Consider the following 25,647-nt stretch of genomic DNA (forward strand, 5'->3'; position numbering starts at 1 on the left):
GGGCTGTGCCGCATGGCCGCGTGCCGACGCCAGTGAGGAGAGGGAACGACATGAACACCGACGGGCAGGCCACAGCCGCGCCACGAGCGCCAGGGCGTACGAGCCAGGGCGCGGCCTCACCGGCGGGCGGCCCCGGGGCCGGGCTTCAGGACGGGACGTACGAGGTGCTGCGGGACCGGCTGCTGGGCGCGGCCCGCGAACTGGGCAGCCGGGCACGGGCACTCGACGAGCGCCGGGTGGAGATGTTCGGCGACGGCGCGCTCGACCTCACCGGCACCGGGGTTCTGCGCACCGCCCAGCCGACCGTCGTGTGCGATCTGGTACAGGTCGGCGGGCTGCTGCTGTGCGGCCACAACACGCCGTCGACGGAGGTCGCCGATGTCGGGGACGTCTTCACGCTCTTCCACCGCGCGGACGACGGCTTCCGGTCGGCCGCTCCCGACGCCCTCGCGGGCCTGCTCGACGACGACGGTTTCCAGCGGGACTTCGCCGAGCTGTACCGCTACTACCGCTCCACCCGGCTGTTGCGGCTGCGCCGCACCGGCCTGTATCTGCTGGCCGTCTTCCGGACCGGCGAGCGGCCCACCGATATCCGGGTGCTGCGCTGGCGGATCGCGGCCGACGGCACGCCCGCCTACCTCGACGCCAAGGGCGAGCGCGACCACGTCCTCCCGCCGCCCCACGACGTCACCTGGACCGCCACGACCCGGGACGACCACGTCCTCGGCCGCCACCCCCACATCCGCGTCGCGGACGGCCTGTACGTCGCCACAGTTGGCGGCACCCTGACCGTCAAGACCGAGGACGACACCGAGACGGGGGAGGGCGTCTACGCCGAGCCCGTCGAGGAACCGTTGCAGTCCCTCGCCGACGCCGAGGTCGAGTACGCCCGCGCCGGACCCCTTCTGCTGCTGCGTATCCGCCCGTACAACGAGCCCGCATGGCGCCATCTCGTCTTCAACACCCGGACGCAGGAGGTACTGCGTCTGGACGGCGTCGGGCAGGCGTGCCGCCTCCTCCCCGACGGCCAGGGCATCGTCTTCCCCGGCGGCTACTACCTCGCCACCGGTGCCGTCAGGACCTTCGAGAGCGACACCACCGGACTCGGCTACGAGCGGGCCGTCCGGTCTCCGGGCGGCGAGGACACGCTCTTCGTGTTCCACGCCGAAGCGGACGGCCGGGTCCTGCTGCTGCCCTACAACGTCATCCGGCAGGAGGCCGCCGCACCGATCGTGGCGCATGGCTGGGCGCTCTTCGACGACGGCGCACTCGCCACCCTCAAGACCGCCCCCGGTGAACCGGCCCGAGCGCATCAGGTCCAGCTGTGGACCACGCCGTACCTCTCCGAGACGTACGCCGCGCAACGGCCCCCGGGCACCGGCCCGCTCGCCCGCATCGGCAATCCCGAGCTGGTGCGCGGCATCTCCGGTTGTCTGTCCTTGGCGCGGATGGCGCATGACATGGTGCCCGGCCAGGCCGTGTTCGAGGCGATCGGGGCCACCGCGAAACGAGTCGCCGACTCCTGCCACTGGCTCGCCGACCCCGAGCTCGGCGCACTCGGCGAACCGGTGGAATCGATCCGGGCCACCGCCGCCCGGGTCACCGAGGAATTCCGGCGGATCGCGGAGCTGGGGCACAAGGCTGCCGAAACGCTCGGCGAAGCCACGGCACGCATCACGACGCTGGTGCGGCGCGTACGCGGCGAACAGCCCGGTACCGCCGACGGCTGGGTGCGGGCGCTCGCGGAACTGCGGCAGGAGCAGGGCCGGCTGGAGACCCTGCGCGACATCCGGTACCTCGACCTTGAGCAGTTGGACGCGCTCGCGGCGGGGCTGAACGACGGCCTCGCCGCCGCCGGGCGGCGCGCCGCCGCGTTCCTCAGTGGGGAAGACGCCTTCGCGGCCACGCACCAGGCGGTCGCCGTGCTCACCGGCGAAGCCGCGGCCGTCGCCACCGTCGCGGACGCCACGCCCGTCGCCGAGCGTATCGACGAGCACGCGGACGGACTGCGCGTGGTCACGGACGTCATCGCCACACTGGACCTCGCCGACGCCACGGTACGCACCTCCGTCCTGTCCCGCGTCGGGGAAGTCCTCGGCGCGGTCAACCAGGCCCGCGCCACCCTCGACGCCCGGCGGCGCGAACTCCGAGGATCCGAGGGACGTGCCGAGTTCGCCGCGGAGCTCGCGCTGCTCGGACAGGCCGTGGCGGGCGCGCTGGCGGCCGCCACGACACCCGAGGAGTGCGACGAACAGCTGGGCCGACTGCTGTCCCGCATCGAGGACCTCGAAGCCCGCTTCGGTGACGTCGACGCCCACGAAGAGCGGATCGCCACCCAGCGGGAGGAGATCCATGAGGCGTTCTCGGCCCGTCGGCAGACACAGCTCGACGAGCGTGCGCGCCGTGCGCGGCGGCTGGCCGAGTCGGCCCGGCGTCTGATCGGCACCGTGGCCCGCCGGGTCCGGTCGCTGGGCAGTGCCGACGAGGTGGCCACGTTCTTCGCGTCCGACCCGCTCGTCTCCAAGGTCCGGGCAACGGCGGACGAGCTGCGGGCCACCGGAGATCCGGCACGCGCCGGGGAGCTCGACGGTGGGCTCACCGCCGCACGGCAGGAGGCGGCCCGCGCGCTGCGGGACCGGGCGGACATGTATGACGGCACCGGCACCATCCGGCTCGGCCGACACCGCTTCACCGTCCCGCCTCCGAACCAGCGGACCGACCTCACCCTCGTCCCGCACGACGGTGCCCTCGCCTTTGCCATCACCGGCACCGACTACCTCGCGGCCGTCACCGATCCGGCCCTGACCGGGCACCAGGAGTTCTGGGAACAGCCACTGATCTCCGAATCCCCCAATGTCTACCGCTCCGAACACCTGGCGGCGGCCCTGCTGGAGGCGGCCGAGGAAGGAGGCACCGGGGCGTGGGAAGCGCTTTCCCGCGCGGATGAGGCCGCACTCCTCGCCGAGGTCGGACGCGCCGCCGCGTCCCGCTACGACGAGGGCTACGACCGAGGCGTCCACGACCACGACGCCGCCCGCATCCTCACCGTCCTGCTCCGGCTGCGGGCCGAGGCCGGGCCGCTGCGCTTCGCTCCGGAGGTGCGGGCGGCGGCCCAGCTCTTCTGGGCGTACGGAACGGAGGAGCGCGTACGCGCCCTGTGGACCACCCGCGCCCAGTCCTTCGCGCGGGCCCGTGGCGTCTTCGGACACGTCCCCGGAGCGGCGGACCTCCGTACCGAACTGGGCGCGGCCGCGGCCGGCTTCCTGCCGCAGGCGATACCCGATCTCGCGGCGGCGTCCCGGGATCGCGAGGCCATCGGCGCGTACCTCGTCGAGGAGCTGGCCGACGGGCCGCCGCGTTTCGCGACGAGCGCTGAAGCCCGCACCCTGATCGCCACCTTCCGCACGGCTCTCGGCGGCGACGGCTCACCCGGCGCCAAGGAGTTCACCGAAGACCTCCGCGCGCTCTCCGGCGACCTGGCCGCCCGCTACCAACTGGCGGTGGCCTGGCTCGGCGGCCATGTAGAAGCAAGCGGACTCGAACGCCGTGATCTGGCGGAGGCGGCCGCCATCGAGGTCTGCGGTACCGCGATCGAGCGCCGCGACATCGCCGCACCACTGGCCGCGTCCGTCGACGGCCTGCTCGGTACGCACTCGCGCGTCGCAGGCGGCACCATGCCCCTCAGGCTCGATGAATTCCTCACGCGTACTACGGAGTTCCGGCGCGTCCGCGTGCCCGCTTACCGCTCGTACGCCCGCAAGCGCACGGAACTGCTCGCCGCCGAACGCGAGCGGCTGCGCCTGGACACGTACCAGCCCAAGGTGCTGTCGTCCTTCGTCCGCAACCGGCTGGTCGACGAGGTCTATCTGCCTCTCGTCGGGGACAACCTCGCACGTCAGCTCGGCGCCGACGGAGACGGCCGCCGTACCGACAGCCAGGGGCTGCTCCTGCTGCTGTCCCCACCCGGCTACGGCAAGACGACCCTCGTGGAGTACGTCGCCTCCCGCCTCGGTCTCCTCTTCGTCAAGGTCGACGGCCCCGCGCTCGGCCGCCGCACCGACTCCCTCGACCCGGCCGCGGCGCCCGACGCCGCCGCCCGCCGCGAGGTCGAAAAGATCAACTTCGCGCTGGAGATGGGCAACAACGTCCTTCTCCACCTCGACGACATCCAGCACACCGCTCCCGAGCTGTTGCAGAAGTTCATCCCCCTCGGCGACGCCCAGCGCCGAGTGGAGGGAGTGAGGGGCGGCCAGGCGTGCACGTACGACCTGCGTGGCAAGCGCTTCGCGGTGTGCATGGCCGGCAACCCCTACACCGAGTCCGGGGCGCGCTTCCGCGTCCCCGACATGCTTGCCAACCGGGCCGACGTGTGGAACCTCGGTGATGCCCTGAGCGGCAAGGAGGAGCTCTTCGCGCTCAGCCACATCGAGAACGCTCTCACCTCACACCCCGTGCTGGCCCCCCTCGCTTCTTGGGACCGTGGGGACATCGACCTGCTGGTCCGCCTCGCGCGGGCGGACGACGGCGACGAAGGGGCACGGCCGGACCGCCTCACCCGCCCGTGCACCCCGGCCGAGCTGGACGAGATCCTGTCCGTCCTGCGCAAGCTGCTGCACATCCAGAAGACGGTGCTCGCGGTCAACCGCGCCTACATCGCATCCGCCGCTCAAGCCGACGCCTCCCGCACCGAGCCCCCGTTCCGCCTGCAAGGCTCCTACCGCGATACCAACAAGCTCGCCGCGCGCATCGTCCCGGCCATGAACGACGCCGAACTCGAAGCGCTCATCGACGACCACTACCGGGCCGAGGCCCAGACCCTCACCGCAGATGCCGAGGCCAACCTCCTCAAACTGGCCCAGCTGCGCGGCAGCCTCACCGCCGAGCAGGCGGCGCGCTGGAATGAGGTCAAGCAGGGGTACTCAAGGCGGCGCACGGTGGATACACCTACGAACACGACCGAGTCCTGATGATGTTGTCCGAGGTGTCTGACAGTTGACGGCTGGGTCCGGGTGGCGGTGAGCAATCGAATGATTCCCGGCGGCTTGGCTCAGCTCAGTTCGGCGAACGCTTCCACAGCGGCGGTCTTTCCGGTGACGATGATGACGTCGCCCTTCTCGACGACCGTGTCGGCCGTCGCGTGGGTGAAATCCGCTCCCATGGGCTTGATGCCCACGACCGTCACGCCGTATCTGCTGCGCAGCCTGCTCTCGCCGAGCGGAATGCCCCGCACCACGCTCGGCGCGATCGTCTTCACCAGGGCGAAGTCGTCGTCGAACTCGATGAAGTCCAGCATCCGCCCGGTCACCAGGTGTGCGACGCGCTCACCCATCTCGTGCTCCGGCAACACGACATGGTGGGCGCCGAGCCGTTCCAGGATCCGGCCGTGCTGGCGGCTGATGGCCTTCGCCCAGATGTTGGGGACGCCGGCCTCCAGCAAGTTGGAGGTGACGAGGATGCTCGCTTCGACGTCCGTCCCGATGGCGACAACGGCGCTGCTGAACTCGTCGACACCGAGCTGGGCGAGTGCTTCCGGGTCGGTGCCGTCCGCCACGACGGCGTGGGTGAGTGAGTCGCTGTACTTCTGAACCAGGCGAGCGTTCTCGTCGATGCCCAGGACGTCCCAGCCACGCCGCATCAGCTCGGCGGCGAGGGAGGTGCCGAACCGGCCGAGCCCGATCACCGCCACCCGCTGATCGCCGCGCGGCGTGGGCTGTTCTGCCGCCCGCTTGCGGCGGCGCAGTCTGCGCAGGGAGTTCAGGAAGTCAGCCAATGACGGGTCGCTCCTCGGGTAGCTGGTAGCGGCGGGTCCGCTCGCGCAGGGCCAGGGCCGACACCAGGGTGACCGGGCCGAGTCGCCCGATGAACATCAGCAATGTCAGTACCAGTTGGCCCGAGGCGGGCACATCCGCGGTGATTCCTGTGGAGAGGCCCACGGTGCCGAATGCCGAGACGACCTCGAAGAGGACCGCCTCGAAGGATGCCTTCGTCACGGTCAGCAGGGCGAGCGTAGCGCCCATCACCAGGCCGATGCCCAGCAGCGCGACGGTCAGTGCCTGGCGCAGTATGTGCGGAGCGAGCCGTCGCCCCATGACGGCCGACGTGGGCTCGCCCCGTACCTCTGCCAGGATCGCGGCGCCCAGTACGGCGAACGTGGTGACCTTGATGCCGCCCGCGGTCCCCGCGCTGCCGCCGCCGATGAACATCAGCATGCACACCAGGAGCAGTGTCGATGGGCGCAGGGCACCGGTGTCGACGCTGTTGAATCCCGCGGTCCGGGTCATGGTGGAGGTGAAGAACCCGTTCAGCACCTTGCGCGGAGTGCTGAACGCTCCCAGCGTCCCCTGGTTCTCCCATTCGAACAGGCAGATGAGCACTGTGCCGAGGACCAGCAGGATCGCGGTGGTGCCGAGCGTCAGCTTCGTGTGCAGTGACCAGCCGCGCCGCCCCGTGAGCCGCTGCCGTCTGCGGTGGCGCAGCACTTCCAGCAGTACGGGGAAGCCGATCCCGCCCAGGATGACGGCAACCGCTATGGGCAGCGTCACCCACGGGTCCTGGGCGTAGCGCGTCAGGCTGTCGGCGTGCAGCCCGAAACCGGCGTTGTTGAAGGCGGAGACGGCGTGGAAGAGGCCCATGTAAGCGGCGTCCCCATGGGACATGCCGTAGCCGAAACGGAAACGCAAGGAGAGGATCACGCCGGCCGACAGCTCGACGATCAACGTGGTTCCGGCCACACCGAGCAGCACTCGGCGCACATCCCCGATGCCCAGGCTCTTGGTCTCCGCCTGAGCGGTGAGCTGCATACGCAGCCCCAGCTTGCCGGACACCAGAAGGGCCAGCAGCGAGGCCATCGTCATGATGCCGAAGCCACCCACCTGGATCAGGCCCAGGATGACGCCTTCGCCGAAGCCGCTCCAGTACGTGCCGGTGTCCACCACCGCCAAGCCCGTCACACAGACCGCGGACGTCGAGGTGAACAGCGAGGTGACCGAGCCGGCCGAGCTTCGCCCCTCGGTGGCCGCCGGCAGCGACAGCAGTGCCGCACCGCCCAGGACCACCAGGGCGAAGGCGAAGACCACGCTCCGTGCCGGATGGCCGAAGAGGGCGCGACGCACCGGCGTCACATATCGATTCACCCGCGGTCCCTTCCCCTCTGCGCACCGCGGAAAGCGTACGTGACCGCCAATGCCCCTGGGCGAGGTCGGCCCCCAGGGCAGACGAAGCCGCTCGCGGCGCCCGGAGGAGTCTGACGCGCATACGCGGCCTTCAGGCCGACGCAAACGCGGAAGGCTACTACCGCATCGGCCGTGACCACAGCCCCTTAACCCGGGCCCTCCCCGACGAGCGCCCGCAGTGAGGTGAGGAGGAAATCGACAGTGCGTCCGGGTGGCCGTCGGCCTGCCGGGCGGCCGGTCCGTCCCGGCCACCCGGTACACCGGTTGCTGCCGCCGTGAGCGCCGATCCACGTTCCCTACCGATGAAGGAGACCTCCCTTAATGTCATCCGACCGGGCCGGCGAGGCGTATCGCTTCGACGGTCTGCGTGCCCTGTACGTCAACTGCACGCTCAAGCGTTCCCCAGAGGTCAGCAACACCGAGGAGTTGCTGGAGCGGAGCCGGGCGCTGATGGACGAGCGTGGTGTCACCACCGAGGTCGTGCGGGCCGTCGACCATGACATCGCCACCGGGGTGTGGCCCGACATGCGCGAGCACGGCTGGGAGAGCGACGAGTGGCCCGTGCTGTACGAGCGGGTGATGGACGCGGACATCCTGGTGCTGTGCGGGCCGATCTGGCTGGGCGACAACAGCTCCGTCATGAAGCGCGTCATCGAGCGGCTCTACGCCTGCTCCAGCCTGCTCAACGAGCGGGGCAGTACGCGTACTACGGCCGGGTCGGAGGCTGCCTGATCACCGGGAACGAGGACGGGGTCAAGCACTGCGCCATGAACGTGCTCTACAGCCTTCAGCACCTCGGCTACACGATCCCGCCCCAGGCCGACGCCGGATGGATCGGCGAGGCCGGCCCCGGGCCCTCATATCTGGATCCGGGCTCGGGCGGGCCGGAGAACGACTTCACCAACCGCAGCTCCTCCTTCATGACCTGGAACCTTATGCATCTGGCCGCGATGCTCCAACGCACGGATGGCATTCCGGCGCACGGCAACCGGCGCACCGAGTGGGTCGCGGGCTGTCGCTCGGACTACCCCAACCCCGAGCACCGCTGAGCGGCCAGAGGAGAGATACGGTCCGGCGGCACGGACATGTGGGGGGGCGCTCAACACGGTCTGGTGGGTGAGCGAGCCGACCGGGTCGCAGTGCCTCGGTCGCAGCCTTCACGGGTGAGGGCTGCGACCTCTCGATGACAGCCAGCACCGGGGTGCGCGGCGGCGACGGGCTCTTCGACAATCCGGCCGCCGGGCAGGCGGCGGCTACGCCGCCCCGGCGCCCATACCCGTGCAGGGGCCACCTACATCTTCGAGGGGGTCGGTCGACGAGTCCACACTCAGCCATGGAGTAGAGCCACCACCCATCACCCCCAGAACGGATAATTCGCTGCTCCATGCAGGCGGGATCCTCTCCACTGCTCGCTCGATCGACGGTCTCATCCCTTGCAAAGCTGCACGTCAGGCGACTTTGCGAGGGAATCACACCTACGAGAGCGAACCGCAGCGAGCACATCCGCTAGGCTGTTGGGGGTCAGTCGGGATTTCTCCCGCGCCCTGTCGCTCGGCTCTGCCAGCGATCAGAGTGTGGCCGCCTGACCAGCGGGTTTGTACAGCCGGGCCGAAGATCAGCCATCGGGTTTTCGACAAGGTTTTCCACAAGCCCCGGCCTCCGTAGCTCAGGGGATAGAGCACCGCTCTCCTAAAGCGGGTGTCGCAGGTTCGAATCCTGCCGGGGGCACCATGCCTGACCAGGCCGAACGCCCCCACGATCTTGGATCGTGGGGGCGTTGACGGCAGAAGTTGACGGCAGTTCTACCTACGGGGCCTGAGAAGCCGGTCCATGTGGCCCATCGCCTCACGCCGACTGGCGTCGTTCACGTGCGTATAGACGTTCATCGTGACCGCGATCTGCGAGTGCCCCAGGATCTCCATCACGACGCGCGGGGGAATCCCGGCCGCGAAGAGCAGCGAGGCGCAGAGGTGCCGGGTGTCGTGCAGACGCACTCGTGGCAGTCCAGCGGCCTCCGCGATTCGGCCGAAGGACCGGTACAGGTTTCGAGGCTCTATAGGGGCTACCGCTGCGCGTGGTGAACACGTAGTCGCTCGCCTTCCAGTCCGCCCCGGTAACGGCCCGCTGAGCGGCCTGCCGAAAGCGCTGCCAGCGGAGCGGGGCGACGCACATCAGCGGGATGGGGATCGTCCTCGCACGACGGTTCTTGGTGGTGTCCTCGTACAGCTCCTTGCCCCCGCGCTGGAGCTGAGACCGCACGGTCAGCGTGCGCCGATCGAGGTCCACGTCTCGCCAGTGCAAGCCCAGGATTTCCCCACGGCGGAGCCCGAGCGCGACCGCGAGAACGAACGCCGCGTACAGGGAACGCGCGGCCTCCAGGAACGTCCTGGTCTCGTCCAGCGTCCACGGCCGCAGCTCCCGAGACTCGACACGCGGCGCGGGGACCAGTTGCGCAACGTTGCGGCTGATCAGTTCCTCACGACAGGCCGCCGTCAGGGCTGACCTGAGCACCCGGTGCGATTCCTTCGCGGTCGCGGCCGAGGCTTGCGCCGTGACAGCGGCGATCATCCGTCGTACGTTCGCGGTGCTGAGCGACTCCAGCCGACGCGTGCCCAACTGTGGGACGAGGTAAAGGCGCACGTGCATCTCATACTTGTCGTACGTGGTGCGCTTGCGCTGAGGCGGCCTGATGTACTCCCCCAGCCAGTACGACAGCCACTCGGAGAGCTTCGCGGACCGGGAAGGCGTCGGGATTCCCTGGCGCTCGCGCCGGACGAGTTCCTGACGCTTCTCGTCGAACTCCTCATGGTGGGGTTACAGGACGTCCCAATGAAGGCCGCTTAGAGGACTCAGAGAGGACTTCTATGGGACCTACGAGCGAAGTCAGGAGGGTGAGGGTCCCCAAATGGGCCCTTCAAAGCTACCGTTGGCGGAGCTGACCAGCCCCATCGAAACCGTGGGGAAGTCCAGTGCCCAGGCCAGTGGGAAACGTTCGGCTCAAGGCCGCCCGGCAGGCGGCGGGATACGCGTCTCAGGAAGCGTTGGCGGAGGCCATCCGTATCACCGCTCCTCAGCTCGGCATACGGTCGTTGCAGATCAGCGTGCGCCAGGTCCGCCGCTGGGAGTCAGCGAATCCACCATGGCCGCAGCCTGACGTTCAGCGGGTACTGACGCATCTGCTGGGCCAGTCCATCGAGGAACTGGGCTTCACCGCCCTGTGGGACGGAACGAATTCGACGCGGGAGGGTGCCAGTCGACGGCCCGTCGCAGCATCGGGAGCGCCCGCGATCGGACCCGCCCCCGGACCGTTTCCCAGCGCAAGCAATGCCACGCAACCAGCCACGGTAGGGAGCGACTTCGCCGCGATCACGGCCGCTCACCGACGCCTGTACTGGTCCGTGCAGCCCTCCCAACTCCACGCCACCGTGGTGGAGCACACACGTCTGGGCACAGCGCTCATCGGTGAGACGACCGGCCGCTGCCGTACGGCCCTTGCCGCCGCACTCGCCGAGTCCTACCTTCTCGCCGGAGGCATCGACTTCTTCGACCTCCAGCAGCCCAATGCCGCGAACAACGCGTTTGTGCGTGGCCTCCAGGCCGCCGGGGAAGCCGACGACGCGCTATTGGGAGCGGCGATCCTGGCTCATACCGCGTTCATCCCAGGCTGGGAGAGCCACAGGGAAGACGCCGAAGAGCGCATGTCTGCTGCCCGTGCGTATGCCCGTAGGGGCAACGCGCCGTCGATGATGCTGGCTTGGCTTGACGCCGTCGAGGCCGAATGCATGACGCGGTGCAACGACACCCGTACGGCGCTGCGCCTGATCTCCCACGCCGAAGGCGTACTGGCCGAAGGCGATACCGACGAGCCACGCCCGGTGTGGATGGACTGGTTCAGCCCCGTCCGCCTCGCCGCGTTCAAAGGCAACACCCAGCTGATCGCCGGGCACACGGCCCAGGCTCGGGCCACGCTGCTGGGAGTCCTCGACAGATGATGACGATCTCTGGAATCGGCTCTGTCCGCAGTTTCGTGAAGCCCTGAGACGTGGCTGGAGGTGGGGTCTGCCCTACCTCGTGCCCGGGGGCTTGTAGGAGTGCCTGAGGCCAGCCGTGCATGATCCCCTGCTCGCACGTGAACCGTGCGAGAGAAGGTGGATATGAAGTCTCGGATCGGATACGCCGCGTGGGTTGCAGGTGTGGCGCAGTTCTTCGTGGCCCAAGTGATCGCCGAATCAGCTTGGGCCAGACCATACAGTTGGGCGCGGAACAACATCAGCGACTTAGGTAACGCTCACTGCGCCATGCAGTCGGAACCCGAACCCCGCTATATCTGCTCGCCCGAACACGGCCTGATGAACGCCTCGTTCATCACTTTGGGGACGCTCCTCGCCGTCGGTGTCTTCTTCACCGGCGCTGTGTGGCGCAGAGGCGCGAGCCCGCTCGTGGCCCGGTGGCTACTGGCCTGCGCTGGCATGGGATTCGTGATCGCCGGGCTAGCGCCTGCGGACGTCCACGAGAACCAGCATGTCCTGGGTGCGCTGCTCATCATGGCCATGGGCAACATCGGTCTTGTGCTAGCGGGCGTCGGCCTGGCGGACCATGTGCCGGGTCCGCTGCGCTGGGCTACCAGTCTGCTAGGGGTAACGGCGCTCGTAGCCTTCGGGCTCTTCCTCTCTCACCGCTGTCTCGGACTCGGGATGGGCGGCATGGAGCGGGTAGCGGCATTTCCCCTCTTGGTATGGGCATTGGTAACCGGAGTCCACGGCCTGTTCCACCAGGCGACTCGCACGCGCATGCAGGACGCGCCGCCGAAAAGCCATGGCACGCAGGCCTCTCACAGCTGATGCTGCTTCGTGCAGTCGATGTCCCGGAGTGCTCCGAGGGCCTGGCGGTAGTACCGGATCGCGTCGTCGTGGCGGTGGAGCCGGTGGTGGATGGTGCCGAGGATGTCGAGTGTGACGCCTTCGCCCCAGCGGTTGCCGCCCGCGCGCAGGATGGTCAGCGACCGCTCCAGATGGTCGATGGCCTCGTCGAAGCGGCCGAGCCGCTGGTGGATGTCGCCCAGTCTGGCCAGGGCGAGGCCCTCTCCCCAGGCGCTGCCGTACGCCCGGTCGAGGACGAGTGAGCGGCGGATGTATTCGGCGGCCTTGTCGAACCGGCCGAGCTGAAGATACGTGTTGCCCAGGTTGCCCATGGCCTTGGACCTGCCGGGGGTGTCCCCGAGTTCCCGGCAGCGGGTCATCGCCTGTTTCAGGTGGCCGATGGCCTCGTCGAAGCGGTGGGTCATGGTCAGTGCGACGGCCAGGTCGTTGAGGCTCCATGCCTCGCCCACGCGGTCGTGGGTGGTGTCGCGGCCCGGTGCACCGCGGCTCCAGCACCTTGCGCAACCGCGACGCGTAGGTGCGCAGCACGGACACGGCTGCCGGCGGCGGCTCGTCACCCCACACGGCGCCCACCAGTTCGGCGACCGTGACCGGCCGCCCGCGCCGCAGCAGCAACGCGGCCAGCACCACGCGTTGCTGCGGCGAACCCAGATCCAGCTCATGTGCGCCAGGCCATGCCCTGACCGGCCCCAGCACCGCGAAACACAGGGAATCCTCAGGATCCTCACGGGTCGCGTTCACGACACGGGTTGAGGTGTTTCGGCGCATGCTTCGGCCAGTACGGCGCCCATCCCCGCGACGAGCCCGGGGACCGGATCGTGGGTGAGCTCTGTCATCCGTAGCCGCCCGCCGACCGTGACGACACCGAGAATGTGCTCGCCTCGCAACTGAGTGATCTGTGCGGGGCCCCACAGAGCGGAGAGCCCGCGCGGGCTCTGCCGACTCGGGCTCTGCCGACTCGGGCTCTGACCGCTCAGGCCTTCCCCGCTCGGGCCTTCCCCACTCGGGTGTGCCACTCCGAGGTTGGTTATCTGGATGTCGGCCGCGGTGGCGGCGCAGAGCGCGGCGTGCACGGACGTGCGCTCCTGGCGGCAGCGGCGAACGAGCCGCGTGGTCAGTCCCCGGTCCAGAGCGAGCGTATCGACGTGCGGTGTGCGCCCGGCGAACGGCGTGAGCTCGCCGATGGCACGCATGCGCTCGTCACCCTCCACAGGCGTGTCGGCCGCGGCGTCGCCGTCGTCCGCCGTTCCGTCGAGGTGGGCGAGGAGGTCCTCCTGTACGTGTGGATACGTCCTGTACGTGTGGAACGTCGCCAGGCGGCGTCAACTCCTCACCGCACAGGGTCGCCGCCACCAGGTCCAGCAGAGCCCGCAGACCGCCGACACCGTCGGTGATCTGGTGCGCGAAGGTGAGCACTATGGCGCAGCCCGGCTCCTGTGGGACGAGCACCGCGCGTACCAGGGGTCCCGGCGCCGGGGGGATCGGCCGCGTCTGCTCGACGGCGACGATGGCTTGCCATGGAGTGCCGTCGGCGGCTGTCTCAAGAGGGATCGTGCCTTCGGACACCCGGTACACGGCCTCGGGCGCGGTGCGGTCAACCGCCACCCCGAGCAACGGATGCCGGTCCTGGAGCGTGGCCAGCGCCGAAGGCAACCCGCTCGCCGACACCGGTCGGTCCAACTCGGCGACCAGGGAGAACTGGATCGGATTGCGGTGCGTGTAGAAGTCAATGGTCCGCTCGAACGCACCCAGCGGTCGGACGACGCAACCCTGACTCGTGGTCACCTCGGTCCTCATGTGCCCCAGCCGCCTCCGACGGCCCTGCTCGACAGGTACGAGTCGCGCAGGGCCTTGCGCAGCCCGGGCACGGCGTCGTCGAAACGTGCGGCGAGGGACTTGAACGTCTGCTCGTGCTCACGGCGTTCCTTACCGGAGAACACACTGGTCACCTCCACCTCGGCCGCGAACACGGCCATGGTCAGCTCCTCCATCGGGACCGCTGCCGGATCGGGCCCGCGGAGCACGGCGTCGCGCACCCTGCCCTGAAGGGCGCGTACCCGCTCCGGATCGTTGACGGTGACCCGGTCGACGGCGAGCAGCCCCAGCCGCCTCTCGTGCCGGACCGTGACCACGCCCGTCGCGGCAAGCTGCTCGCGGATGGGCTTTTCGGCGGTGTGCGCCTTGTTGTGGACGAGCGAAAGCCAGCTCTTGGGCTTCTCTACGGGTACGTCGCGCCATACCTCGGCCAAGAAGGGATCGTTCGGCGGCTCGGCGGGCAGCCGGACGACCTTCTTTCCCGCGGCGCCGAGCAGCCCGTCGATGGTCAGCACGGTCAGTGCCGCGGCGCGCAGCAACTGGCCGCGGCCCTGGAGATTGGTGAGTTCGAACTTCTCCTTGTCCACGGTGTAGCAGAGCAGGAACAGGCTCTGGGGCAGGGACTGGCTCTGGGGCACTGACTGGCTCTGGGGCAGGGACTGGTTCTGGGGCAGGGGCTGGTTCTCGGGCGGGAACTGGTCCATTTCTCTCCTCAGGGCTCCAAAAGGGGTCGTCGGTCGGGCCAGGGTCGTCGGTCAAGCCGGGGTCGTCGGTCAGGCCGATCGCGCGGGCCGCGGGCCGGCCAGGGCCGTGAGCCGATTGCCCGAGCGGCGGCCCGCCCACAGCACGACCAGGAAGGCCAGAGCGAGAAGGGGGTAGCCCATCGCGATCTTGGTGAAGGCGAGCCAGCCGGTGGCGTCCTTTTCGTAGAGCCACTGCTGTACGGCGACCCGGGCGGCGAAGACGGCCACCAGGGTGAGGGTGGCGATGTCGTAGTAGTGGCGCGAGGGCTTGTCCTTGAGCCAGGCGGTGCCGGTGCCGTTGAGCGAGCCCCAGACGATTCCGGCCAGCGGGCGGCGTACGAGGACCGAGAGCAGGAAGAGCACGCCGAGTGCGAGGTTGCCCCAGATGCCCGTCAGGAAGAAGCCCTTGGCCGATCCCGTCTTCCAGGCGACGAACGAGGCGACGGCGACGCCGAACAGGCCGGAGAGCGCGGGCTGAATCGACTCCTTGCGCACCAGGCGCAGCGCGGAGATGGCCAGGGAGACGCCGACGGCGGTGCAGATGGCGGCGGTCAGCCCGTAGGAGGCGTTGGCGAGCACGAAGGCCGCGACCGGCAGCATCATGTAGACCAGGCCTGTGGTGCCGCCCATCTGCTCCAGCGGTGTCTGCTTCGCCCGGCCACCCGGGGGCCTGCCTGGCCCGTGCGAGCCGGGCGCCGGGTCGGCGGTGCGTATGGGCTGAGGTTCAGTCATGCGAAATCACTCACCAGGTAGGCATTGGTCGGTACGGCTGCGTCGGCAAAAGGGCCGTGGCCCTCGCTTACCGGCAGTCCGCGTACTCAGGCGACGGGGTCGCCGACGACTCCGCCGGTGGCCGAGCGGATCGCCTGGGCGTAACGCCGGGAGACGGCCACCACGTCGGTGAACTCCGTGATGTCCGCGCCGGCGAGGATGGCGGCGCCGATGTGCTCATCGAGGACCCGTACGACCGCGGCGGCGGCCGCCGCGTACTGCCGCACCTCCAGATCACCGGCCGGGCGCTCTAGACGGTCGGCGATGATCGCGCACAGCTGCCGTTCCGTCTGGTCGCAGGCCATCAGCCACGCCGTGCGGAGTGCCGGTTCGGTGTCGGCGAGCCGGATCATCTTCATCCCGAGCATCTCGTCGGCAAGGTCGACGGGCGGCTTCTCGTGACGGAATCTGGCCAGTTCCGTGGCCAGATGGTCTTCGAGGGAGCTCTGCCGGGGCCAGCTGCGCAACACGCTCATCAGGGTGACGCCACTCTGCATGACGATCGGCTCGGCGCAGCTCTCCTTGCTGCGGAAGTGCCGCCAGATGGTGCGCGTGGACAGGCCCACGGCCTCGGCGATCTGATCGCCGCTCGTGGCGGTCACCCCCTGCTCCCAGAACAGACGCGCCGCCTCCCGCGAGATCTCCAGCCGCAATCGCGCACGCCGCCGCTCACTCATCCCCCCTCCGTCGCGCTTCTGCGTCGTGGCCATGGGCACCTCCCCCTCTCTCGAACGTCCCTGAACGACAGAATGTCACTAAGTGACGCTCCCGACAAGACGCGAGGTCCCAAAGCCACTCGGTTCGGCCGTCGACCTGAGCTTCTTGGGGCCGGTGGGCAAGCCCCAAGTCATCGTCATGGCCGACTCAGACGCTACGGATGACGCTACGGATCTCGCGTCCTGGAGTCGTCCCCACGCGGCGGTCACCCGCGTGTGGCTCGCGGGAGGGACAGCCCCACAAGGCCCCTCCGGTCAGCGACGACCGGTCAGGACCCGGGGCGCGGACAGCCAAGGGGGCGCCGACAGCGAGGGATGCCGCCGGGACTCACGCCCCGGACCGGGTGCGGCGGGCGTAGGCGCGGGCGGCGCGGGCGCGGTCGCCGCAGCGGGTGGAGCACCAGTGGCGGCGGCCGTGGCGGAGCAGGTAGCGGTTGCAGGGGGTGGAGCCGCATGCGGTGAGGCGTTCGGCGTCCGGGCCGGTGAGGAGGTCGGCGGCGTCGGCGGCGACGGTTGCCAGAGCGTGGTCGACGATCTCGGTGGTGGGGTGGGGGGTTGTGCGGTAGGGGCCGGCCTTGTCATCCCATCGCAGGAGCGGGGCGGTGGGGACGCGGGTCATCGCGTCGTTGATGGCCGCGACAGCGGCGGGGAGGGCGGGGAGCCCCGCGGCACGGGAGGCGAACAGCGACCTGATCTGTTCGCGGAGCGAGCGCACCTGCGCCGCGCACATTTCCATCATCCCGGCGTCGACCGGGGCGAGGCCGCGCTCCGTCAGCCAGCGGTTGGCCTGCGCGGGAGTCCCCAGGAGATCGACCGTATGCCCGCCGGCCAGGGCGATGGCGCTGTTGGCGAGGGCGAGGGAGAGGTGCTCTTTCTCGCCCGTGGCGGGCGGCAGGGCCGGTTCTTCCATTACGGGCTCCTTCATGACTCTCATGGTATGGCTTGCGCGTATCCGTGAGAAGTGCCTACAGTCACCTCACGGTTCAATCGAATCCATCCGTGAGGTGTTGTTCCTCGTGACCGCTCTCCACACAACCGGCCAGTTCCCGGTCCGGGCTCTCGGCGGCCCGACCGCCCTTTTCGACTACGGCGGCCTGCGGTTCCTGACCGACCCGACCTTCGACGGCCCCGGCGACTACGGGCCGCCCGGCCGCACCCTGACCAAGACCGCCCCCGCCACCACCGCCCCCGCCGGCCTCGGCCCCATCGACGTGGTCCTCCTCTCGCACGACGAACACCCCGACAACCTCGACACCTCCGGCCGGGCCCTGCTCGCCGACGTGCCGCTCACCCTCACCACCCCCGGCGGCGGACAACGCCTCGGGGAGAAGGCCAAGGGCCTGGCCGACTGGGAGTCCATCGAACTGCACCGTCCCGACGGCGGCACCGTGACGGTGACCGGCGTGCCCGCCATCCATGGACCCGGGGCCCGCGAGGAGGTCGAACCGGTCACCGGTCAGGTCGTCGGCTTCATCCTCACCGGGGAGGGCCTGCCCACGGTCTACGTCAGCGGCGACAACGCCTCGCTCGACGCGGTCGAGCGGATCGCCGAGCGCTTCGCCCCGGTGGACACCGCCATCCTCTTCGCCGGAGCCCCCCGCTTCCCCATGCTCTTCGACGGCGCGCTGATCGTCCTGGACAGCGCCCAGGCCGCAGGGGCCACCCAGATCCTCGGCGCCCGCCGCGTCGTTCCGGTCCACTACGACAGCTGGGCCCACTTCACCGAGGGCCACGACGAACTCGAGGCCGCCTTCACCGCCGCCGGCCTGGCCGACCGCCTGGACTGGGGCCGACGGGCCTGAGCCGCCGGGGCGACGACGGCCCGAGCCGCTGAGGCCGACGGGCCCGAGCCGCCGAGGCCGACGAGCCCGAGCCGTCCGGCAGCGAAGCCCACGCCTCCACGGGCAGCGGGCATGGGTCGATCAGCGATTCACACCGATTTCCGGCGACGCGTGTTGGCGCGTGGGGGCCGGGTCAGCGGGTGCGCTCGTAGTGGCGGCGCGCTTTTTCGCGGTTGCCGCAGACAGCCATCGAGCACCAGCGCGCCCGGTTGGCGCGGCTGCGGTCGAGCAGGAACAGCTGGCACTGGTCGTTGGCGCAGGGCCGCAGCCGGCCGGGCAGTTGCCGCTCGGTGGCGGCCCAGGCAAGGACCGCCTCGACGGCCAGCCGGGCGTGCGGGGGAGCCTTGACTGTCCACTGAAGACCATCCGAAGTGATCTCCGGGATCTGGTGGACCCCTTCGAGCAGCGGGCTCAACGCGGCGGGCGAGCTTTCTCCGCGCACTACGCCCTGCAGGGCGTCCCGCGCCTCGCGCAGCAGCGCCAGTTCCGCGAGGCTGCCCTCGCCGCCGCGCTCCCGTGCCCAGCGCCTGCCTCCGACCGGGTCGCCGAGCGCGTCCTGTTCCTCGCCGTTGACCAGTGGCCTGCTGTTGAGCAGGTCCAGCAGCTCGTTCATCGGGCGTCACCCCATCTAACCAGACTGAATCCTTTGACAGGTTAGCTCAGCTCGTGCTTGCATGGCGAGGAACTAACCGGATCGAGCAGTTAAAGGGGTTACAATGAGCTCGGTGCACCACCGGACCGCCACCGTCGGCGGCCACGAGATCTTCTACCGCGAAGCGGGCCCCGCCGACGCCCCCGCGATCGTCCTGCTGCACGGTTACCCGACCAGCTCGTTCATGTTCCGCGAACTCATCCCGGCGCTGGCCGACGACTACCACGTCATCGCGCCGGATCACCTCGGCTTCGGCCACTCCGCCGCCCCCCTCGTAGGGGAGTTCACCTACACCTTCGACGCCCTCGCCGAAATCACCTCCGGACTGCTCGACCAACTGGGCCTGGACCGCTACGCCCTCTACGTCCAGGACTACGGCGCCCCCATCGGATGGCGTCTCGCGCTCAGGCACCCCGAACGGATCTCCGCCCTCGTCACCCAGAACGGCAACGGCTACGAGGACGGTTTCGTCGAGTCGTTCTGGACCGACGTCTGGGCTTACGGAGCGGACCCCGGCCCCGCCACCGAACCCGCCGTCCGCGCCGCGCTGGGCATCGACGCCATCCGGTGGCAGTACGTACACGGCGTGCCCGACCCGAGCCTGGTCAGCCCGGACACCTGGGAGCACGACTTCGCCCTCGTCTCCCGCGAGGGCAATGACGAGGTCCAGCTGGCGCTGTTCCGCGACTACCAGAACAACCGCCCGCTGTACCCGCTGCTACACGAGTTCCTGCGCACCAGCGAGGTCCCGGTGCTCGCCGTGTGGGGCCGCAACGACGAAATCTTCGGCCCGGCCGGCGCGCGAGCCTTCGCCCGCGACGCCAAGGACGCCGAGATACACCTGATCAACGGCGGCCACTTCCTGCTGGAGAGTCACCTGGACGTCGTCGCGGGCTACCTGCGCGGCTTCCTCGGACGGGTGCTGGGCTGAGCGATGTCCCGTGACTGATCTTCCGGCTCCAGATCAGGAAATCCGCGCACTCCGACGCTCGATGAGGACGACGTCACGCCATACGCCTTCCTTCGTCGATGCCGAGCTGGTGGATCGCCAGGACCTCATCCGCGTGCCCGGCCGTCAGACCGGTGCTGCGGATCGTCTCGGCGTGCGGGGTCACCCGCGGCCTCCAGCGGTGAGTTCGCCGACGAGGCCGTGCACGCGGGCCCCGATCTCGTCACGGATCGGCCGCACCGCGGCGACACCCCGCCCGGCCGGGTCGTCGAGCTTCCAGTCCAGGTAGGTCTTGCCGGGGAAGTAGGGGCAGGCGTCGCCGCAGCCCATGGTGATGACCACGTCCGAGGCCCGCACGGCTTCGGCGGTCAGCACCTTCGGGATCTCCGCCGCGATGTCGATGCCGACTTCCGCCATGGCTTCCACCACGGCGGGGTTGACGTGCCCGGCGGGCGCCGAACCGGCCGAGCGGACTTCGATGCGGTCGCCCGCGAGGTGGGTGAGAAAGGCGGCGGCCATCTGGGAACGGCCCGCGTTGTGGACGCAGACGAACAGCACGGACGGCTTCTCGGGGTGCTGAGGGTTCTCGGGGCCCTGGGAGTCAGACACGGGCGGCACCTTCCTGGGCGGGCGCGTGCTCAGTGGTCATGGCGGTGGGCTGAGGGAAGTAGCGGCGCGCGGCCAGGGCCACGTGGACGAGGCCGATCAGTACGGGGACCTCGATGAGCGGGCCGACGACTCCGGCCAGGGCCTGCCCGGAGGAGGCGCCGAAGGTCGCGATGGCGACGGCGATGGCGAGTTCGAAGTTGTTGCCCGCGGCGGTGAACGCCAATGTCGTGGAGCGCGGATAGTCCAGGCCCACGGCCTTGCCCAGTGCCATGGACCCGGCCCACATCACGGCGAAGTAGACCAGCAGCGGGAGCGCGATCCGTGCCACGTCCATCGGCTGTGAGGTGATCGCGTCGCCTTGGAGGGCGAACAGGACGACGATCGTGAACAGCAGCCCGTACAGGGCGAACGGGCCGACGCGCGGGATGAGCTTCGTCTCGTACCAGGCACGGCCCCCGGCCCTCTCGCCGAGGCGCCGGGTGAGGAAGCCTGCCACCAGGGGGACGCCGAGGAAGATCAGCACGCTGCGGGCGATCTCCCACACGCTGATATCGAGATCGGTCTGTTCCAGGCCGAGCCGGCCGGGCAGCACGGTGAGGTAGAACCAGCCGAGCGCGGAGAAGGCGATCACCTGGAAGACGGAATTCAGGGCGACGAGGACGGCGGCCGCTTCGCGGTCGCCGCAGGCCAGGTCGTTCCAGATGATGACCATGGCGATACACCGGGCCAGGCCGACGATGATCAGGCCCGTCCGGTACTCCGGCAGGTCCGGCAGGAGCAGCCAGGCGAGCGCGAACATGACCGCCGGGCCCAGGACCCAGTTCAGCACGAGCGAGGGGATCAGAAGGCGCCGATCCCGGGTGACCGTGTCGAGGCGGTCATAGCGGACCTTGGCCAGCACCGGATACATCATCACCAACAGGCCCAGCGCGATGGGCAGGGAGACGCCGGTGACGGTCACCTTCGCCAGGGCGGCGCCCAGGCCGGGGACGAGCCGCCCCAGGCCGAGTCCGGCCGCCATCGCCAGCAGGATCCACACCGCGAGGAAGCGATCCACGAACGACAGACGCGCGGCGACCGGAGCGGTCGGGGACGCCGCCGTGGGGTCGGCGGCCATCAGGCGTCCCCCGCCGTCCCGGCGGGCTCGGGCAGAGACCGCCCGGCGGGGCGGGTGAGGATCCCGGCGAGCCGGTCGGTCATCTCCGGCAGCAGCCAGTAGTACACCCACGTGCCACGGCGCTCGCAGTCGATCAGCCCGGCCTGCCGCAGCAGCTTCAGGTGATGGGAGATCGTCGGCTGCGACAGGTCGAAGGCCGGGGTGAGGTCACAGACGCACACCTCGCCTCCGGCGCGGGAGGCGATCATCGACAGCAGCCGCAGCCGGATCGGATCGCCCAGCGCCTTGAACACCTTCGCCAGCTCGATGGACTGTGCCTCGTCCAGGGGGGCGGTCAGCAGTCCTGGGCAGCAGCCGTCGACGCCGTCCTGGCCGAGCACCGCAAGCTTTTGTTTCGACATTCTTCTATGTTGACGTTTTTCGATCCAAGGCGCAATGTTGCATCGAGGAGCATCGATACAACCCGTTGGGAGACCTCGTCATGTCCCGCGTACAGCTCGCCCTGAACGTGCCCGACCTCGGCGCTTCGGTTGCGTTCTACTCCAAGCTCTTCGGCGTCGAGCCCGCCAAGCGCCGCCCCGGATACGCCAACTTCGCGATCACCGAGCCGCCACTGAAGCTCGTCCTGATCGAAGGCGAAGCCGGACAGGAGACCCGGCTGGACCACCTCGGCGTCGAGGTCACCTCCACCGAGCAGGTCACCGCCGCCACCGACCGCCTCAAGGACGCGGGCCTCGCCACCTTCGAGGAGAACGACACCTCCTGCTGCTACGCCCTCCAGGACAAGGTCTGGGTCCACGGCCCCGGCAAGGAGCCCTGGGAGGTCTACGCCGTCAAGGGCGACGCCGGCCAGATGGGCAAGAGCGCGGCACTCGGCACCGCCGACACGTGCTGCGCCGGTGAGCCCGCCCCGACGGAGGCCCTCAAGGCAGCGACGCACAGCGAACACTGAGGCAAGGCCCGGACCCGTTTGGCGGCACACCAGGTGAGGGCGCGATCACCTGTAGTTACAAATGAAACGTCATCTTGCCATCCCGGTTGCCCAGCATGGCCGCTGGTGCCCGTGATGCGCCGCTTCACTCCAGTGCTGAGGAAGGCGTAGCGATGAAGTACATATTGCGGTCCGGCGCCATGACCGCCGCGGTCGGTGCGGGACTCTCCCTGGCGGTCCTGCCGGCCGGGTCGGCCAGTGCCGCCGAGGACATCCGAGTCGGGTGCGACGACATCCCCGGCCTGGTGGCCGCGGTCAACGAGGCCAACACCAGCGGTGCCCGCATCACCCTCGCGTCCCACTGCACCTACACACTGACCACACCCGACAACCCCGACGACGGGCTTCCGGAAATCACCGGGGACGTGACCATCTCCGGCAACGGCTCCACCATCCGACGCGACCCGGACGCCACCGAAAGCTTCCGCGTCTTCCACGTCGTATCCGGTGGCACGCTCACCCTGAAGTCGCTCACGGTCAGCGGCGGCCTCAGCAGCAACTTCGGCGGCGGAGCCGCGAACGAGCAGGGCACGCTGAACCTGAACGACACGGTCTTCAAGGACAATTTCGCGGTCACCGGTGGTGGCGTCTCCAACGACGGTGGGCAGCTCAACCTGGAGCGCACCACCTTCGAGCGCAACCGCGCGGCCAGCTTCGGCGGCGGAGTCCTCAACACCGGTAACGGCACGACGACGATGAAGGGCGGCTCCCTGCTCAAGAACCGGGCCGTCACCAGCAACGGTGGCGGTTTTGAGAACCAACTGGGCACCGCGTCCCTGGAGTCGGTATCGGTCCGGGGCAACACCGGCATTGAGGGTGGCGGCATCCGCAACGTGAACTCCTCCACCCTGAACCTGAAGTCGACCACCCTCAGGGACAACATCGCCGTGAGAGGCGCGGGCCTCTCAAACCTCTCCACCACCTTCGGCACCGCCACCGCCACACTGGTCGACAGCCTGATCACCCGTAACACGGCGATCACCGCCGGCGGCGGCATCGACAACCAGGCCGGTCAGGTCACGCTCACCAACACCAAGGTCATCGACAACATCCCGGACAACTGCGCCCCCGAAGGCAGCGTCCCCGGCTGCACCAACCCCACCGGAACCATCGACCCGCCCCCCACGCAGCAGCTCCTGCCGGGCGACGACATCAAGGACCCCGAGTGAGCCGCCCACCACGATGACGCAGAAGGGCGGGACCCGACTCACTGGGCCCCGCCCCTCCGCTCACTGGGCCCCACCCCTCCGCGCGCCCGTCCGAGTCACAGCGCCCCTCGTGGCGCGGACCAACAGGGTGCCGATCTTCCGGGGGCCGACCGGCGGGGGCAACAGCCGTGCGGTCGCTCCGGTGAACCCGTGGTGGCGCAGGATCTGCGTCCAGTCCGGTGGTTCGTAGTCCCAGCGCTTCACCACCAGCGGATCCTCGTCCTCGGACCTGGTGATGTACGACGCCTGGCAGCCGTAGCAGCCCTCGACAGGCGGGCCCTGGGAGAAAGCGAGCACGCCGCCGGGACGGAGGCGCTCACGAATCGCCGGCAGTAATCGGGCAGGGTCGGTGAACCACACCGCGCCGAAGACGGAGAACACCGCGTCGAAGGTGTCCGTGCAGTGAGCCAGGAAGTCGACGGCGCCTCCCTGGTGCAGTTCGAACTCAACGGCGTCAGTCCATCGGGCCCTGGCGGCCCTGAGCTGGGCCAGGGACAGGTCCACCCCTACGGCCCGCACGCCGAGTGTTGTGACGTGTGCGAGGTTGCCGCCCTTCCCGCAGCCGAGCTCCAGCACCGACGACCCGCGGCTTACACCGAGGATCTCGGCACCGGGGCCGTGGTCGGGGTACTGCGTCCAGTTGAACCACGCCGTCTCCCCGGCGGCGTTCACGGGCCGCCGCTGGGGCTTCTGTTGCGCGTAGGTGTCCCAGGCGGTCTCCGTCATGCGCCCTCCGTTCCTGTGGGCCGGCCGCCCGGCGGCGGTGCCGGGCGGCCGACGACGTGCTTACGTCGGCTCTTGCCACTGTTGGGGCTGTCGGAGCAGCCCGCGTGGCATTGGCTGCAGTCGGCCGCCTCGGGCCAGAGGTCGGCGTCCGACGCGTACCCGGCGGCCGCGATGGCGTCGAGGGTGCGCTGCCGGGCCGCCGCGGCTGTGCCGTACTCGCCCTCCGCCGGGTTCGTGGGGACGTGGTGGATGAAGTGTCCCGCAATGCGTTGGCAGAAGTCGGCGTAGTCGCGGGTGTGGAGGAGGAAGGTGTGCCAGCCGATGTCGACGGCCTTGCTGGGCGTTAACGGCCGGCCGGTGTTGTTGGCACAGGCGGCGAGGAACGCCGCGGTCTGGGCGGCGATCCGCTCGGCGAGCGGCAGCGCGACGTCGTGATCCTTCACGATGCGTGTCGCCGGCCGATCGAGGACAGCGGCGCTGAGGAGCGACCTGGGTCGGTCGCGGTGCCGAGCGGCCGTTCTGCGGTGACGGTCATATTGCCTCCTACGTCGGGTGGTCTGGTCTGGTCTTGCCGGGTGGGGCCCGTCCGGTGGTCCGACCGGCCGGGTCCCGCTGCCCCTGCCTTGTCCGTGGCCGCGTCTCGGTATGTCGACCGGCAGGGGGGTCTTGGAGGGCGGGCCGCCGGCGCGCGAAGCCCAGCCCGGGGCGGGGGATCCCCGGGCCGCCGACGGCCCACCCGGTCTATCGGGTGGGGTCCTCGACGACGCGGAGGCCGACCGCGAGCACCAGCAGCGCGGGGATCGAGCTGAGCGGTGGGCCCGGCCGGGTGGCACGGAAGACGTTCAGCACTGCCCGTTCGGCCGGGGTTTGACGTCGGTACCTCATTCGCCCTCCCCTGACCGGGCGTGCCGAGCAGCCTCCTCGTACGCGGTGAGCAGCCACTCCCCCGTCTCGAACCTGGCGCCGGGCGCCCGGCAGGCCGGGCAACCGGCGGCATGCTCCAGGGCCGCGCGCCACTCGTTCGCGGCGGCCGGGCCCGGCAGAATCCTCGCGGTCATGCCATCAGCTCTTCCCGAAGACGAGGGGTGCGGGGCCGCGGTCGTAAGTGGTCGTCACCGGCCGGCCTCCCGGGCAGGGCCGAACTCGGCGGCGACCACCTGGGCCAAGGCCCCACGTAACAGGGGGCTGTCGGGAGGTAGCAGTCGGGCCCGAGCGGGACGCGCCGGTGCAGTACCGGCCCGGTGGTGTGGCCGATGGGGGGAACGCCGATGTACGAGGTCGAGGCCGCACCGAGCGCCTGCACCTGCGGGAGGCGCCGCCAATACTGGGCGCCTCCCGACACGATCAGCCAGTACATCTGTGCGTAGTCGGCGATGACGGCGCCAGTCGCCCCGCCGAGTAACTCCAGCGCTCGCTCACCGATCTCCACTGGAGCGCGCACGGCATCCCAGTGGGAG

The 25,647-nt window shown here is 69.7% G+C and carries 24 protein-coding genes, 1 tRNA gene and 3 pseudogenes; 9 read left to right on the forward strand and 19 right to left on the reverse strand.

Annotated elements, in window-relative coordinates:
- The first annotated feature begins 50 nt into the window (after nt 1–50).
- Complete coding sequence (locus LIV37_RS20550; RefSeq protein WP_121824700.1) at nt 51–4,967, forward strand: DNA repair ATPase; 4,917 nt, start codon at nt 51–53, stop codon at nt 4,965–4,967.
- Between the two features lie 80 nt (nt 4,968–5,047).
- Here LIV37_RS20550 and LIV37_RS20555 read toward each other — a convergent pair whose 3' ends face one another.
- The gene (locus LIV37_RS20555; RefSeq protein ID WP_020869043.1) at nt 5,048–5,770 is read right to left on the reverse strand and encodes a potassium channel family protein; all 723 of its coding nucleotides are present in this window, start codon (nt 5,768–5,770) and stop codon (nt 5,048–5,050) included.
- Entirely contained in the window at nt 5,763–7,133 is a 1,371-nt protein-coding gene (locus LIV37_RS20560; protein ID WP_121824699.1) for a TrkH family potassium uptake protein, read from the reverse strand. Before LIV37_RS20560 ends, LIV37_RS20555 begins: the two co-directional genes overlap by 8 nt.
- A 360-nt stretch (nt 7,134–7,493) precedes the next feature.
- Between LIV37_RS20560 and LIV37_RS20565 the strand changes: the two are divergent.
- A pseudogene (locus LIV37_RS20565) lies at nt 7,494–8,221 on the forward strand (flavodoxin family protein).
- A 606-nt stretch (nt 8,222–8,827) separates the two neighbouring features.
- A tRNA-Arg gene (locus LIV37_RS20570) sits at nt 8,828–8,903 on the forward strand.
- A gap of 71 nt (nt 8,904–8,974) precedes the next feature.
- Here the strand turns inward: LIV37_RS20570 and LIV37_RS20575 are convergent.
- Nucleotides 8,975–9,974: pseudogene (locus tag LIV37_RS20575) on the reverse strand (tyrosine-type recombinase/integrase); the annotation flags it as partial.
- A gap of 167 nt (nt 9,975–10,141) precedes the next feature.
- Here LIV37_RS20575 and LIV37_RS20580 point away from each other — a divergent pair.
- Together LIV37_RS20580 and LIV37_RS20585 are read left to right on the forward strand one after the other, a co-directional pair.
- Complete coding sequence (locus LIV37_RS20580; RefSeq protein ID WP_148717817.1) at nt 10,142–11,164, forward strand: helix-turn-helix domain-containing protein; 1,023 nt, start codon at nt 10,142–10,144, stop codon at nt 11,162–11,164.
- Nucleotides 11,165–11,326: 162 nt separating this feature from the next.
- Nucleotides 11,327–12,013 carry a DUF998 domain-containing protein gene (locus LIV37_RS20585; RefSeq protein WP_121824698.1) on the forward strand — a complete coding sequence of 229 codons (687 nt, stop codon included), beginning with the start codon at nt 11,327–11,329 and terminating at the stop codon, nt 12,011–12,013.
- Here the strand turns inward: LIV37_RS20585 and LIV37_RS20590 are convergent.
- The 8 genes and pseudogenes from LIV37_RS20590 to LIV37_RS20625 form a co-directional block, all read right to left on the reverse strand.
- On the reverse strand, nt 12,004–12,501 hold the full coding sequence (locus tag LIV37_RS20590; protein ID WP_020869048.1) for a tetratricopeptide repeat protein: 498 nt from the start codon (nt 12,499–12,501) through the stop codon (nt 12,004–12,006). The two genes, LIV37_RS20585 and LIV37_RS20590, sit on opposite strands and share 10 nt — an antisense overlap.
- Nucleotides 12,502–12,532: 31 nt before the next feature.
- A pseudogene (locus tag LIV37_RS20595) lies at nt 12,533–12,820 on the reverse strand (AfsR/SARP family transcriptional regulator); the annotation flags it as partial.
- Nucleotides 12,790–13,245: a hypothetical protein gene (locus LIV37_RS20600; protein WP_243146195.1), complete on the reverse strand. Its 456-nt coding sequence runs from the start codon at nt 13,243–13,245 to the stop codon at nt 12,790–12,792. The pseudogene LIV37_RS20595 and the gene LIV37_RS20600, both read right to left, overlap by 31 nt.
- A gap of 7 nt (nt 13,246–13,252) precedes the next feature.
- On the reverse strand, nt 13,253–13,837 hold the full coding sequence (locus LIV37_RS20605; RefSeq protein ID WP_254807108.1) for a condensation domain-containing protein: 585 nt from the start codon (nt 13,835–13,837) through the stop codon (nt 13,253–13,255).
- An 8-nt stretch (nt 13,838–13,845) separates the two neighbouring features.
- Nucleotides 13,846–14,571 carry a GOLPH3/VPS74 family protein gene (locus LIV37_RS20610; RefSeq protein ID WP_020869050.1) on the reverse strand — a complete coding sequence of 242 codons (726 nt, stop codon included), beginning with the start codon at nt 14,569–14,571 and terminating at the stop codon, nt 13,846–13,848.
- A gap of 69 nt (nt 14,572–14,640) precedes the next feature.
- Nucleotides 14,641–15,342 carry a DUF3159 domain-containing protein gene (locus LIV37_RS20615; RefSeq protein WP_121824697.1) on the reverse strand — a complete coding sequence of 234 codons (702 nt, stop codon included), beginning with the start codon at nt 15,340–15,342 and terminating at the stop codon, nt 14,641–14,643.
- A gap of 86 nt (nt 15,343–15,428) precedes the next feature.
- Nucleotides 15,429–16,091: a TetR/AcrR family transcriptional regulator gene (locus tag LIV37_RS20620; protein WP_243146193.1), complete on the reverse strand. Its 663-nt coding sequence runs from the start codon at nt 16,089–16,091 to the stop codon at nt 15,429–15,431.
- Nucleotides 16,092–16,425: 334 nt separating this feature from the next.
- The gene (locus LIV37_RS20625) at nt 16,426–17,022 is read right to left on the reverse strand and encodes a CGNR zinc finger domain-containing protein (RefSeq protein WP_121824695.1); all 597 of its coding nucleotides are present in this window, start codon (nt 17,020–17,022) and stop codon (nt 16,426–16,428) included.
- A 91-nt stretch (nt 17,023–17,113) separates the two neighbouring features.
- On the opposite strand from LIV37_RS20625, the gene LIV37_RS20630 reads away from it, so the two are divergent.
- Nucleotides 17,114–17,899, forward strand: a complete 786-nt coding sequence (locus LIV37_RS20630; protein WP_243146192.1) for an MBL fold metallo-hydrolase — start codon at nt 17,114–17,116, stop codon at nt 17,897–17,899.
- Between the two features lie 172 nt (nt 17,900–18,071).
- On the opposite strand, the gene LIV37_RS20635 is transcribed toward LIV37_RS20630, so the two are convergent.
- On the reverse strand, nt 18,072–18,551 hold the full coding sequence (locus LIV37_RS20635; RefSeq protein WP_020869055.1) for a CGNR zinc finger domain-containing protein: 480 nt from the start codon (nt 18,549–18,551) through the stop codon (nt 18,072–18,074).
- Between the two features lie 103 nt (nt 18,552–18,654).
- Here LIV37_RS20635 and LIV37_RS20640 point away from each other — a divergent pair, with 103 nt between their 5' ends.
- Nucleotides 18,655–19,521, forward strand: a complete 867-nt coding sequence (locus LIV37_RS20640; RefSeq protein ID WP_020869056.1) for an alpha/beta fold hydrolase — start codon at nt 18,655–18,657, stop codon at nt 19,519–19,521.
- Between the two features lie 180 nt (nt 19,522–19,701).
- On the opposite strand, the gene LIV37_RS20645 is transcribed toward LIV37_RS20640, so the two are convergent.
- Genes LIV37_RS20645 through LIV37_RS20655 form a run of 3 tightly spaced genes read right to left on the reverse strand, consistent with a single transcriptional unit; the run spans nt 19,702 to nt 21,666 of the window.
- On the reverse strand, nt 19,702–20,148 hold the full coding sequence (locus tag LIV37_RS20645; RefSeq protein ID WP_020869058.1) for an arsenate reductase ArsC: 447 nt from the start codon (nt 20,146–20,148) through the stop codon (nt 19,702–19,704).
- A complete protein-coding gene (arsB, locus tag LIV37_RS20650; protein WP_020869059.1) occupies nt 20,141–21,265 on the reverse strand; it encodes an ACR3 family arsenite efflux transporter in 1,125 nt (374 codons plus the stop codon). The genes LIV37_RS20645 and arsB overlap by 8 nt, the downstream gene beginning before the upstream one ends.
- Nucleotides 21,265–21,666 carry an ArsR/SmtB family transcription factor gene (locus LIV37_RS20655; protein WP_121824693.1) on the reverse strand — a complete coding sequence of 134 codons (402 nt, stop codon included), beginning with the start codon at nt 21,664–21,666 and terminating at the stop codon, nt 21,265–21,267. Before LIV37_RS20655 ends, arsB begins: the two co-directional genes overlap by 1 nt.
- Before the next feature lie 80 nt (nt 21,667–21,746).
- On the opposite strand from LIV37_RS20655, the gene LIV37_RS20660 reads away from it, so the two are divergent.
- Together LIV37_RS20660 and LIV37_RS20665 are read left to right on the forward strand one after the other, a co-directional pair.
- Nucleotides 21,747–22,217, forward strand: a complete 471-nt coding sequence (locus tag LIV37_RS20660; protein ID WP_020869061.1) for an ArsI/CadI family heavy metal resistance metalloenzyme — start codon at nt 21,747–21,749, stop codon at nt 22,215–22,217.
- 152 nt (nt 22,218–22,369) lie between these two features.
- Complete coding sequence (locus LIV37_RS20665; protein WP_020869062.1) at nt 22,370–23,425, forward strand: hypothetical protein; 1,056 nt, start codon at nt 22,370–22,372, stop codon at nt 23,423–23,425.
- Nucleotides 23,426–23,485: 60 nt separating this feature from the next.
- On the opposite strand, the gene LIV37_RS20670 is transcribed toward LIV37_RS20665, so the two are convergent.
- The 4 genes from LIV37_RS20670 to LIV37_RS20685 all read right to left on the reverse strand — a co-directional run bounded on the left by LIV37_RS20670 (nt 23,486) and on the right by LIV37_RS20685 (nt 25,248).
- Entirely contained in the window at nt 23,486–24,190 is a 705-nt protein-coding gene (locus tag LIV37_RS20670) for a class I SAM-dependent methyltransferase (protein ID WP_020869063.1), read from the reverse strand.
- A complete protein-coding gene (locus tag LIV37_RS20675; RefSeq protein WP_020869064.1) occupies nt 24,187–24,633 on the reverse strand; it encodes a glycine-rich domain-containing protein in 447 nt (148 codons plus the stop codon). Before LIV37_RS20675 ends, LIV37_RS20670 begins: the two co-directional genes overlap by 4 nt.
- A gap of 298 nt (nt 24,634–24,931) precedes the next feature.
- A complete protein-coding gene (locus LIV37_RS20680) occupies nt 24,932–25,075 on the reverse strand; it encodes a hypothetical protein (RefSeq protein ID WP_167525803.1) in 144 nt (47 codons plus the stop codon).
- A complete protein-coding gene (locus LIV37_RS20685; RefSeq protein ID WP_020869066.1) occupies nt 25,072–25,248 on the reverse strand; it encodes a hypothetical protein in 177 nt (58 codons plus the stop codon). The genes LIV37_RS20680 and LIV37_RS20685 overlap by 4 nt, the downstream gene beginning before the upstream one ends.
- Nucleotides 25,249–25,647: the final 399 nt, after the last annotated feature.

The sequence above is a fragment of the Streptomyces rapamycinicus NRRL 5491 genome, assembly GCF_024298965.1.
Classification (GTDB): domain Bacteria; phylum Actinomycetota; class Actinomycetes; order Streptomycetales; family Streptomycetaceae; genus Streptomyces; species Streptomyces rapamycinicus.